Source organism: Saccharomonospora sp. NPDC046836 (assembly GCF_040645195.1).
Lineage (GTDB): Bacteria > Actinomycetota > Actinomycetes > Mycobacteriales > Pseudonocardiaceae > Prauserella_A.
Map to the genome: position 1 here is coordinate 1 of NZ_JBEYXW010000072.1, position 10,726 is coordinate 10,726.

9 protein-coding genes, 1 tRNA gene and 1 pseudogene are annotated in these 10,726 nt (G+C 68.6%); 1 reads left to right on the forward strand and 10 read right to left on the reverse strand.

The window, feature by feature from the left end; translation table 11 throughout:
* Positions 1-59 precede the first annotated feature (59 nt).
* The 6 genes from ABZ863_RS34240 to ABZ863_RS34265 all read right to left on the reverse strand — a co-directional run bounded on the left by ABZ863_RS34240 (position 60) and on the right by ABZ863_RS34265 (position 5,362).
* Positions 60-278 carry a hypothetical protein gene (locus tag ABZ863_RS34240; RefSeq protein ID WP_358279925.1) on the reverse strand — a complete coding sequence of 73 codons (219 nt, stop codon included), beginning with the start codon at positions 276-278 and terminating at the stop codon, positions 60-62.
* 441 nt (positions 279-719) lie between these two features.
* A complete protein-coding gene (locus ABZ863_RS34245; RefSeq protein ID WP_079139328.1) occupies positions 720-1,118 on the reverse strand; it encodes a lipocalin/fatty-acid binding family protein in 399 nt (132 codons plus the stop codon).
* Positions 1,119-1,727: 609 nt separating this feature from the next.
* Positions 1,728-1,979: a hypothetical protein gene (locus tag ABZ863_RS34250; protein WP_062191846.1), complete on the reverse strand. Its 252-nt coding sequence runs from the start codon at positions 1,977-1,979 to the stop codon at positions 1,728-1,730.
* Positions 1,980-2,167: 188 nt separating this feature from the next.
* Positions 2,168-2,350, reverse strand: coding sequence for a hypothetical protein (locus tag ABZ863_RS34255; protein WP_062191844.1), 183 nt, complete (start codon positions 2,348-2,350; stop codon positions 2,168-2,170).
* A gap of 151 nt (positions 2,351-2,501) precedes the next feature.
* Complete coding sequence (locus ABZ863_RS34260) at positions 2,502-3,773, reverse strand: cytochrome P450 (protein WP_062191841.1); 1,272 nt, start codon at positions 3,771-3,773, stop codon at positions 2,502-2,504.
* Complete coding sequence (locus ABZ863_RS34265) at positions 3,767-5,362, reverse strand: prenyltransferase/squalene oxidase repeat-containing protein (RefSeq protein ID WP_358543808.1); 1,596 nt, start codon at positions 5,360-5,362, stop codon at positions 3,767-3,769. Before ABZ863_RS34265 ends, ABZ863_RS34260 begins: the two co-directional genes overlap by 7 nt.
* Before the next feature lie 226 nt (positions 5,363-5,588).
* On the opposite strand from ABZ863_RS34265, the gene ABZ863_RS34270 reads away from it, so the two are divergent.
* Positions 5,589-6,428 carry a UbiA family prenyltransferase gene (locus ABZ863_RS34270; protein WP_062191836.1) on the forward strand — a complete coding sequence of 280 codons (840 nt, stop codon included), beginning with the start codon at positions 5,589-5,591 and terminating at the stop codon, positions 6,426-6,428.
* A 621-nt stretch (positions 6,429-7,049) separates the two neighbouring features.
* Here ABZ863_RS34270 and ABZ863_RS34275 read toward each other — a convergent pair.
* The 4 genes and pseudogenes from ABZ863_RS34275 to ABZ863_RS34290 form a co-directional block, all read right to left on the reverse strand.
* Positions 7,050-7,942, reverse strand: a pseudogene (locus ABZ863_RS34275) (IS5 family transposase).
* Between the two features lie 405 nt (positions 7,943-8,347).
* Positions 8,348-8,424, reverse strand: a tRNA-Thr gene (locus ABZ863_RS34280).
* A gap of 137 nt (positions 8,425-8,561) precedes the next feature.
* Positions 8,562-10,145 carry an alpha/beta hydrolase gene (locus ABZ863_RS34285; protein WP_358193121.1) on the reverse strand — a complete coding sequence of 528 codons (1,584 nt, stop codon included), beginning with the start codon at positions 10,143-10,145 and terminating at the stop codon, positions 8,562-8,564.
* Positions 10,146-10,261: 116 nt separating this feature from the next.
* The gene (locus tag ABZ863_RS34290; RefSeq protein ID WP_358543810.1) at positions 10,262-10,684 is read right to left on the reverse strand and encodes a hypothetical protein; all 423 of its coding nucleotides are present in this window, start codon (positions 10,682-10,684) and stop codon (positions 10,262-10,264) included.
* Between the last annotated feature and the right edge of the window lie 42 nt (positions 10,685-10,726).

Consider the following 10,726-nt stretch of genomic DNA (forward strand, 5'->3'; position numbering starts at 1 on the left):
CCAGCACCGACGTGCGCCCCCTCGGTCATGAAGCGGACACAAGACGCCGCATGCCTCCCTCACTCCAAGGGAGACCATGCCTGACCAGTAGAAATCAACGGATCACGTTCGGTTGAGATACGGCTTCTCATGTCCTCGTAGTACTCCGACGCCGTCAGAGTCAGGGCCGAGGCCGTGTGGCCGATCACGAACCTCGCGTGGTCTGTGACCAGACGGTCGGCCTTCTTGAGGGCCGTCTGCGGCTCGCCGGCGTCGTCGTACTTCCAGCCATCCAGCATTTTGCCCTCTCGCCGCCCCGGGCGTTGATGTCCTTGATGGCCTGCTGGGCACCGGTGAGCAAGTCGTCACTGTGCTTGGTCTCCGGCCCGGTGAACGAACCGACGATTGCGATCCTGATCGAGTCAAGCACTGCGTCTCCAATGAAACGGATGGTCGGCGAAGGAGCCGCAACCGGGCCTCCAGGCAGGAGCCACGGCGCGGACTCGCGTGGCCGCCCCAATCCCGGTCTCAGTTCATGGCCAAGTTCTCAGTCATGATCAATCAGTCGCTCGGCACCATGCCGAAAGCGGGGATCATTCATCAAAACAAATGAGAGCGAGGGCGGTCAGGCGACGGGACGAAAGTGGCCTGATCAGGCCAGCAGTCTCGTGGAAAGCCCGCAGCTCGCATCACTGACCCGTCACCTTACAAAGAGTCTCCCCCCGGCAAGTTCAGGCTTTTCAGATGCGGCGGAACGTCCGGGCGGAGATCACGTCCTGGGCCGAGTAGGTGACCTCCATGCTCGTGTCGGTGAAGGTTCGCACGATCAAGGCCTCGTTTTCACCGTACTTCTGCACGTGGACGAGCTTCGCCCCGTCCCGGGTCACTGTGCTACGGATCTTGCGGTTGTCGAACGTCTCCTCGTCGAACTCCTCCCCGAGGACGAAGTTGATCTCCGTGTTTTTCAGTGCGGTGAGGGTCTTCAGCGTGTACCGGCCGCCGTTCTCGCTGATCTCCTCAGTCGGTTTGGCCTTGCCCGCGAGGTTGCGCTGGATCATGCCGACGTCGATCGCCTTGAGGTAGGCGTCGTAGTTGTCATCACTGCTGGTCATCTCGTACCTGCCAACGACACTGGCCATGGAGTGCTGCTCCCGTCCTGATGAGTGGACTCGTCGCGCGAAAGTAGGTTGATCTTGAGTCCGTTCCCGAGTAGCAGCTGGCCAACCCTAGAGGCGGGTGCTTGACGTGGTCGGAGAAGCGGCCCCGGGGGTGCGCACCGCTGCGGCACCCGTCGCACCACCCCCGATAAGTCCGACCAGGCACGCACCGCCAGAAGCTCGGCTCTCGAGGTGGCCGACCTTCGCCCGCATCCTCTTCCGCCGCTTCAGGACCCGATAACCCAGCAAGCACCCACAACCGTCGCGGCGCATGTGCGCGGCCGATGAGCGACTGGGAAGACGGCGCCAAAGTGATCGCCAACGCTGACGCCCACAAGACCCTCTACATGATCTTCTAGAGTTCCCTGCCGCCTGCCTGCTCGCCTGCTCGCCTGCTGTCGTGACTATGGCGGGTGTTGCCGTACTGAAGTTGCCTGAGGCGCAGGGAGCATGGCCTGTGCGCCCAAGGGGCCGCCTTCGGAGCGTGCGCTTCCGGGCGTTGCTTGCGTGCCCGGTGACCGACGTCACACGCTGGCGCCGGCGGCCGAGAGCTCCGACCCTCACTGCGGCGGCCGGAGCTCTCGCGTACGGTCAGCCGTGATCGAGGAGGCTGCTGTTTGCAAGGCTGTTCTTCTGCGACCACACGTAGCTGGCGAGCACCGGGACAAGTGCGATCTGCTGGTCCCCGGTGAGCGGAACTGGCCCGAGGGACGTGGCGTGATCGAAGTTATTCTCGGCGGAGATGCCGCCATCGAGGGATCCGGCAGCCTCGTCGGCGTGCGCTGTGGAGGCCGCGAGGGACAGGGCGAGCGCGGGCAGAGCCGCGAGCATGATCTTCTTCACAAGCCGATAACGACCAGACTGTCCCAAAGGTGCGCCGACCGTGGCAGCAGCGGGCGGCCGATGCGCGTTCGTACCTCGGCGAGGACTACGGAATCGGAGCGACGGCGGTGAGGCCACTGGCCGTCAACTTGCCCTCCCGTAGCGCGCGAAGCAGTTCCTCCTTCGAAAGCTCGCCGTCCACATTGGCATCAGCCTTCTTGTATCAGATGCTCAAGCGCATGCCGCCACATCATGTCCTCGCCCATTTGATTCTGCGGATTCGCCGCCGGTTGCGAGGGCTCGTCGGAGAGGCTGAGGCGGCCGCTATGGTCCGTGTCCACCGCGGCGAACCAGGCCATCGCCCGCTGCTGATCCACCTGAGTCTCGGACATGAGCACTCCTTCATCGACGTTGGCGTGGGCCGACCGGGCCCACGGCCCTATCCTGCAACGCCTGGCCTGGGCTTCATTGGCTCTCAGCCTGCTGGCCACCCGATCGGCCGAAGCCGTCGCGTCTGGGCATGGGGATGAACAAGCTCTGTTCTCACGGCATGGTGTGTACGGGAAGTTCAGCGAGGCCGTAGACGACCCGCTGCTGGTGGGTGGGGAGGGCGTCGGTGCCGGCGGCCAGGCGCAGGTCCGGGAAGCGGCGCAGCATCGAGGCCAGGACGGTGCGCAGTTCGATGCGGGCGAGCTGGTGGCCCAGGCAGTGGTGCGGCCCGTGCCCGAAGGCGAGGTGCTTGCCGGCGTTCGTGCGGTGGATGTCGAAGCGGTCGGGGCCGGTGAACCGGTTGCCATCGCGGTTGGCGGCGGGCAGGTGGAGGACGACCCGTTCGTCGGCCGCGATGTTCTGCCCGGCGAGGGTCAGAGGTTCGCGGGCGACCCGCAGCAGCCCGAACTGGAGGACAGTCGCAAAGCGCAGTGTCTCCTCGACCACCCCGTCGACGAGCTCGGGCCGGCGGCGCACCGTGTCCCACAGGCGAGGCGGCCGCAGCAGGAGGAGGACGGCGAGGCCGATCACGTTGGCGGTGGTCTCGTGTCCGGCGATAAGGATCAGCTGTGCCAGGGAGGCGACCTCGTCGTCGCTCAGCGTCGCGTCGGCGCGTTGGGTTTGGAGGAGGCCGGAGAGCAGGTCGTCCGCCGGGGCGTGGCGTCTGAGGCCGATCAGGTGCAGCAGGTAGTTCTTCATCTCGGCTCTGCTGGCCAGCAGCTGTTCTCGGGTCCGGTCCAGGGAGAGCAGCTCACCGGTCAGGCGCTGGTAGAGATCGCGGTCGGTGAAGGGCACACCCAGGAGTTCGCTGATCACCAGGGAGGGAACGGGCAGGGCGACGGTCGTCATCAGGTCGACCGGCCGCGGGGCGGCGGCCAGGGCGTCGAGGTGTTGGTCGACGATGGTCTGAATCCGACCTGCGAGCAGATTCATCCGGTGCGCGGTGAACTGGCCCGCCACCAGGCGGCGTAGCCGGGTGTGTGCGGGTGGGTCGCTGGTGAGCAGGTCGGAGGGGCGCAGGACGGCCATTTCCTGCGGGGTGATGAGGCTGGCCCGGACATGGGAGTTCAGGTGCGGGCGCCGGGAGCTGAGCCTGGGGTCGGCCAGAGCGGCGCGGACGTCGTCGTAGCGGGTGACCAGCCAGCCCGGCGGCCCGTCGGGGAACGCCAGCGGCGCCACGGGCAGCTCGGCGCGAAGGCGCCGGAACTCCTCGGGCGGATCCACCGGGGAGGTCCGGTCGACGGGCAGGGGCTGCGGAGCCGGTCCGCGGCCGGGGGGTTGCGGCCCGCAGGTGGCGTTCGCCTGCGTCTGGCGACCGCTCACCATGTCGTGTTGCTGGCGTCGTCGCTGCAGGTCAGGGCCAGCAGGACCCAGATGTCGGTGAAAACCGGCGCGTCGAAGAGCAGGGGACGGGGTGCGACCTGGTCGGGCAGCGCCATGAAAGTCCCGTCGGGCCCCTGCCGGGACACCAGATGGGCCTGCCCCGCCCGCACGGCGGAATCCTCTTGAGGGCGCCGGCCCATGGCGGCCAGGGCGAGCAGCGAGTAGCAGGTGCTGGCGGTGTCGCTGGCGTGGCCTGGCCGGTAGCCCCAGCCGCCGTCCGTGTTCTGCGTCCGGGCGAGGAATCGGTGTGAGGCGGCGCTCGCATCGGTGATACGCGCCTTAAGAGAGGTGCGGGCCGGCTCGGGCAGCGAGTGCAGCGCCCACATCGCCCGCCAGATCGTGTTCGCCTCGCTCAGGCTCCAGCTGCGTTCGAAGGTGCCGTCTGCGTGCTGGGCGTCCAGCAGCCAGCGCGCCGCACCGTCCAGCAGGTCACCGTGATCGCTGCCGTTCCAGGCCAGTGCGCTGACCGCCCCGGCCGTCATGCCCACCTCGGACGGGTCACCCTGCACATAGGTCGGGAACCCGCCGTCCGGTCCGACGATGCCCCTGAAGTACTCGCCGGCCCGCTCCAGGGCGTCCCGGTGGCGTTCCGAGTCGACGGCTGCCAGGCAGGCGGCGGCATAGGAGCTGGCGTCCACGTCGCTTTGCCGCATGTCCTCGCCGAATGACCACCCGCCGTCCGGCATCTGCCAGCCGATCAGATAGTCGCACATGCGGTGCAGCAGTGCGCGATCTGCTCCGGCGCGGGCCAGGGCGAGCCCCGCCGGGCCGGTGCTGAACACGTCCAGGTTCGACATGCTCGGCACCCCGCCGTCCGGGTTGCGGCACGCCAGCACCCCTTCGACACCGGTCTCGACGAGAGGGTGGGCGGGTGCGAACCGCTGGACGGCCAGGAGAGCGAGCAGGTGCGCGGCGGTGTAGTTCTCCCACACCGGTGCCCGGCTGGAGCCCAGCATCTCCAGCAGACGCTCCCGTTCCCCATCGGCGATCTCCCCGGCCCGCCCCAGGCCGTGCGCGACGAGGACCCGCACACTCAGCATGATCATTTCGATCCAGGTGACGGAATTGTCACCCTCCCCGCCCCCCGTCCGCACCGGACGGAGCATCGAAGGATCGAAGGGAATCGCGCCCGCCACGGCGAGGTGGACGTCGAACAGCAGCCGCTTGCGAGCGATGGAGAAGTGGTCGAAGCCGGCCAGCAACCCGTCACCGACAACGTCACCATCAGCCTTGCGGCGGTGCAGCACCGCCTGGGCCAACGCCGTGTCGAACCCGGTGGTCTGCGCCTGCCCCCTGGCCAGATACGCGCCGAGTTCCCGCATCTGTTCCGGGCGGGTACCGCTCTCGCGCAACAGAACGAACAGCAGAGCCGACTCCAGCGTCCGGCTGGCACACGGCCGACGCACCGCACCATCGGCACCGACAGCGGAACACAAGGCCGCGGCCACCCGCTCCCTGCCGACTACTGCCTCGGCGGCCATCTGCTCCCACCCGGCCGACCCGTCCAGGCCGATCTCGTCCGTCGCCAACACCCTGCTCCTGTCTGCCTGTCACGACGGAGAGCCCTTGTCGCTGACCGCCGCTCGACCTGGCTCAATCCCAAGATGTCCCGGAGCGTTACGCCCCAGAAGGAGCAAAAGAGCCAAACTCACCCATCAGTGTGGTGTCGGCGACGCCCGCCCCGTCACCCAGCCGCGCGCGTCGTTGGGCCGGGTACGCCCCCTGCCCCCATCCGCCGAGCACCACAGGAGGAAGTCGATGACCACCCGAACCGAGGTGGCCAGCAGTCGGCCCGGCCCCGGCCCACTCACTGTCCTGGGATGGACCAACATCACCCTCGGCGCCAGCGCGGCAGCCTTCACCTGGGTCACCAGCCTTGTACTGCACAAGCCCGGCGACCCGTTGATCGCGGCTTTCGCCTTCCTCTTCATCACGGCCTCGTACACCCGCGATCGCCTGGATCCCGCCGACACCGACCGCAGCCCGCGGGCCGCCTGGATCGCCGGGCACCGCCGCCACCTGACCTGGTGGACGACCGCCTGTGCGGCAGCCATGCTGCCCATCACGGTCCTGCGCCCGTGGTGCGCCGCAGTCGTGGTCCTCGTGGGCGCCATGGCCTGGCTGTACACGGCCCCCTTGATCCCGTGGCACGGACGGCGGCTGGCGGTCCGGCAGCTGCCCGGCGTGAAGCTTCCCTACACCATGGCCGGGTGGCTCGCGATCGCTGTGCTCCTGCCGGCTGTCCAGCAGCGCCTCCTGTTGGACGCGCGCACGTGGTACATCGCCGTGACAGGCGTGCTCATCGGCAGCGTCACCGCCCTCCTCAACGACCTCCGTGACCTCCGCACCGATGCCCTCGCCGGCACCAGCAGTCTCCCGGTGCTGCTCGGTGAACGCCGTACCCGCGTCGCCGCCTATGGCATGGCTGTCGGCGGAGCGGCCGTCGGGCAGCTTGTCCTGCCCCTCCCCACCGTGCTGTGGGCCGCTTACAACAGCACCGTCCTGGCCACCTACCGCCCTCGCCCGAGTCAATACCCCAGGCCCTGGGGCGACGCCCAGGGCCTGGTCGTCCTGGCGGCGGCCCTGCTGACCCGATGAGGTGCCCAGGCAGTGCCGCCTTCCCCTCCTTGTTCGCCGCCGTCCGGCCCAGATGGTGCGGCGGGTCCCGTTGTTGTCGCACGACGGGTCGACAGCGGGGGATGGTGATGAAGTCACGGTTGGCCTGGCGTTCGGCGTCAGCGATCACGGCGGATCCGACGACGCTGACTATGCCATCGAAGAGACGGTCGACGTCTTGGATGATGCGCAGCGTGGTGGTGATCAGTGCGATGGTCAGACGAGGGTGATCAGCTGGCCACGGTTGCCCCCTGCCGGGGGTGGTGACAGGGCACTGGACATCACCGGCTTCGGCCCACACAGAGGGTCGTCGCCCGCGGACGCGGCTACGGCGCGTTCGGACCCCTCCCAGCTCGTCCCGAACGACCACGGGCAAGCCCAGGGGCGGACGGGCGAGAAAGCACCCCCGCCCCCTCCCGGACGTCACCGGCGACGAGCGCATCGACATCATCGGCTTCGGCGGCCCGGCCGTACGCGTCGCCCGCAACCTCTTCCGCCGCTTCAGAACCCGATAACCTCGTAAGCACCCACAACCGTCGCGGCACATGTGCGCAGCCGATGAGCGACTGGACGCGTGCAACCATGAAAGGGCCGACTCCTGCACTAGGGTCCGTCTTCAAAAGATCTTGCCCAGAGCAGGAATGAGGCGAGGCTGACCGCTGCTTCGTAGGAGGTGGCGGTTTTGTCGTATCTGGTGGCGATGCCGCGGAATCCCTTGAGGTAGTTGAAGCAGCGTTCGACGGTGTTGCGTCGGCGGTAGGTCTCGCGGTCGAAACCAGGTGGCCGGCCGCCGTGACTGCCGCGGTTTTGGCGGTGCTTCTTCCGGTCGTCCTTCTCGGGGATCGTGGCGATGATGCCGCGTCGTCGCAGGTAGACGCGGAATGCCCGGGAGCTGTAAGCCTTGTCTGCCACGACATGGTCGGGGGTGCAGCGAGGTCGGCCCGGTCGGGTGCGGGGCACGCGTATGCGTTCGAGCAGTGCCTGTGCCATGACGCTGTCGTGTCGTTGGCCGCCGGTGAGCATGAGTGCCAGAGGACGGCCCTGCCCGTCGGCGGCGAGGTGGATCTTGGTGGTCAGGCCTCCCCGGGATCGGCCGAGGGCGTGATCGTCCGGTTCGTCCTGCCGGTGCTTCCCCCTTTTCGTCCGGTGGCAGCGGCGTGCTGATGCGCCCGGACGGTGGTGGAGTCGATCTGCACCAGCCACTCGATGTCGCCGGCCGCGTCCGCGCGGGTCTGGATCTGCCGCAGGGCTCTGGTGAACACGCCGCCGATCGCGTAGCGACGGAACCACGTGTAGACCGTCTGCCAGGAGCCATAGCGTTCTGGCAGGTCACGCCATGAAATCCCGGTACGGATCTTGCAGACCGTCCCGTTGATGATCCGCCGGTCCTCCGCTCGGGGCCGCCCCCGGACGGCCCGCGGTATCAGCGGAGCGAGCAACTCCCACTCGCGATCAGTGAGTTCATGTCGGCATATCACGACACCATGATCCACCATCGAACGATCTTTTGAAGACGGACCCTAGTAGCACTTCCGTGCCTGATCTGCTTGATCGTGGGACGTGGAAACTGTCAGTACCGGACAGCTCGATCCCGCCTCTAACCCGGTTAAGGACCGGCGGATTTTCCTCGTCGGCACTGGGGCAGTGGCAATCCCCTGACGGAGCCTCACGTACGACTGTCCACCGGTTGTCCACCGGGGTTCGTTGCACCTGGCCTGACCCCGTCCCCTACGAACAAGCAAAAGGCCAGTTCAGAGCCTTACTCCGTCGATCTCATCACAGAAACCGAACCTCCGACCTACGCATTGCGATGCACAGACGGACAGTGCCCGATTTGCCGAGATTCCAAGGTCAATGAAGACAAGAAACCCCAGGTCAGAGGCCTGACCTGGGGTTCATCATGGAGCCGCCTTCGGGATTCGAACCCGAGACCTACGCATTACGAGTGCGTTGCTCTGGCCATCTGAGCTAAGGCGGCAAGCTGCGGAGGAAGAACCTCTTCGGGCCCCGTCTCCGGGGAAGAGGTTCGCATCTGCAGCGACGTTCAGTCTACAGGGTTCCGAGGAGTGCGATGGACCGGGCCCGAAGGGGCCCGGAGGGGACCCGGGGCCTGGGTCAGCAACGGGTGCCGTTGTCGGGCGGGGTGCCTTCCAGGAGGTAGGTGTTGATGGCGGTGTCGATGCAGTCGCTGCCTCGGCCGAAGGCGGTGTGGCCGTCGCCCTCGTAGGTGAGGAGGGTGGCGGAGTCGAGCTGGGAGGCGAGGCCGCGGGCCCAGCGGTACGGGGTGGCCGGGTCGCGGGTGGTCCCGACGACGACGATGGGGGCGGCGCCGGAGGCCTCGATGCGGTGCGGGCCCGAGGTGGCGGGGGTGGGCCACTGGGCGCAGTTCAGGGAGGCCCAGGCGAAGCCCTCGCCGAAGACGGGGGACGCCTTGCGGAACTCGGGCAGGGCCGCCTCGACCTCCTCCGGGTCGGCGAAGGCCGGGGGGAGGTCGAGGCAGTTGACGGCGGCGTTGGCGGACATGAGGTTCTGGTAGCCGCCGTCGGCGTCGCGCTCGTGGTAGAGGTCGGAGAGGGCGAGCAGGGCGTTGCCGTCGCGGTCCTTGATGGAGCTGGTCAGGGCGGTGCGGAGCTGGGGCCAGCCGGCCTCGTCGTAGAGGGCGGCGACCACGCCCATGGTGGCGAGGGACTCGGTGAGGGCGCGGCCCTGTCCGGCGGGGAGCGGGGCGGCATCGAGCTTGTCGAAGAACGCGGTGAGGTTCCGCCCGGCGCCCTGGGGGCCGCCGGCGCCCAGGGGGCAGTCCTTCCGCTGGGTGCAGTCCTTGGCGAAAGCGGTGAAGGCGGTGTCGAACCCGGCGGTCTGCTCCAGATTGAGCCGGCGGGCGTCGAGGGTGGGATCCATGGCGCCGTCGAGGACCAGGCGGCCGACGCGGTGCGGGTACAGCCCGGCGTAGGTCGCGCCGAGGAAGGTCCCGTACGAGGCGCCGACGTAGGTCAGCTTCTCGTCGCCGAGGGCGGAGCGGGCGAGGTCCAGGTCGCGGGCGGACTCGATGGTGGAGACGTGGCCGAGGGTCTTGCCCGCGTCCGCCTGGCAGCCCTTGCCGTACTTCTGGAAGGCGGAGACCAGGGCCTGTCGCTCGGCCGGGGTGTCCGGGGTGGTGTCGGTGGCGGTGTGCGCGTCCATCGCGGGGCCGTCGAGGCAGGTGACGGGCTCGCTGTCGGCGACGCCGCGCGGGTCGACGGCCACCATGTCGTACCGGGCGCGGACTGGTGCCGGGTAGCCGAGGGCGGCGTACGACTGGAGATAGCCGATGGCGGAGCCGCCGGGGCCGCCCGGGTTGACGAGGAGGGAGCCGAGGCGGGAGCCGGGGCCGGTCGCCTTCTTGCGGGAGAGGGCCAGGTCGAGGGTGCCGGCCGTCGGGTCGTCGTAGTCCAGGGGCGCCTTGAGCCGGGCGCACTCGAATTCCTCCTTGCCGGCGCCCTCGCAGGTCCGCCAGGCCGGACGCTGACCGTAGAAGGGGGCGAGTGCTTCGGGGACCGCCTTGGGGAGGGCCGCGAGGACCTTGTCGCCGGCGGCGTCCGCCGTGGTGCTCTCCGCGCTGCACGCCGGCACGAGGGCGACGGCCGCGGCGAGGAGCGCGGCCATCAGGGGGCGGCGCGGTGAGCGGCGGGCGGGGGGACGAGGTCGACGGTTCTCCATGCAGCCGACTCTAACGTTTAGCCGCGACGCGACTACTATGTGTGACGATCGATGGGGTGGAAGAAGCCCTTCAGCTCGGGTCGGCGATCAGCCAAACCACTCGTTCAGGCGACGCGTCACCCGGCCCGCAGCGCCATGGCCATCGCCTCGACGGCGAGGAGTGGCGCGACGTTCCGGTCGAGGGCCTCGCGGCAGGCGGCGATGGCCTCGATCCGGCGGAGGGTGGCGGCCGGGGTGCTGCCCTCGGCGATCCGCTCCAGGGCGTCGCGGAGCTCGGCGTTGGCGACGACCTCCTGGGAGGAGCCGAACTGGAGGGCCAGGACGTCGCGGTAGAAGCTGGTGAGGTCGACCAGGGCCAGGTCGAGACTGTCGCGCTGGGAACGGGTGCGCCGGCGCTTCTGCTTCTCCTCCAGCTCCTTCATGGCACCGGCCGTGCCGCGCGGCATCCGGCCGCCGCTCTGCCCGCCGAGCGCCGCCCGCAGCGCCTCGGTCTCCTTCTCGTCGGTCTCCGTGGCCGCCTGCTTGGCCGATGATGCCAACCTGCGTGTCCGTCACCGGGCCCTCCATCTCGTCACCGTCCC

Bases quoted from the DNA above. Each gene is read 5' to 3' on its own strand.
- ABZ863_RS34260 (WP_062191841.1), bottom strand. From the start codon at position 3,773: ATGGTGAGCGGTCGCCAGACGCAGGCGAACGCCACCTGCGGGCCGCAA.
- ABZ863_RS34245 (WP_079139328.1), bottom strand. From the start codon at position 1,118: ATGGCCAGTGTCGTTGGCAGGTACGAGATGACCAGCAGTGATGACAAC.
- ABZ863_RS34255 (WP_062191844.1), bottom strand. From the start codon at position 2,350: ATGTCCGAGACTCAGGTGGATCAGCAGCGGGCGATGGCCTGGTTCGCC.
- ABZ863_RS34240 (WP_358279925.1), bottom strand. From the start codon at position 278: ATGCTGGATGGCTGGAAGTACGACGACGCCGGCGAGCCGCAGACGGCC.
- ABZ863_RS34270 (WP_062191836.1), top strand. From the start codon at position 5,589: ATGACCACCCGAACCGAGGTGGCCAGCAGTCGGCCCGGCCCCGGCCCA.
- ABZ863_RS34285 (WP_358193121.1), bottom strand. From the start codon at position 10,145: ATGGAGAACCGTCGACCTCGTCCCCCCGCCCGCCGCTCACCGCGCCGC.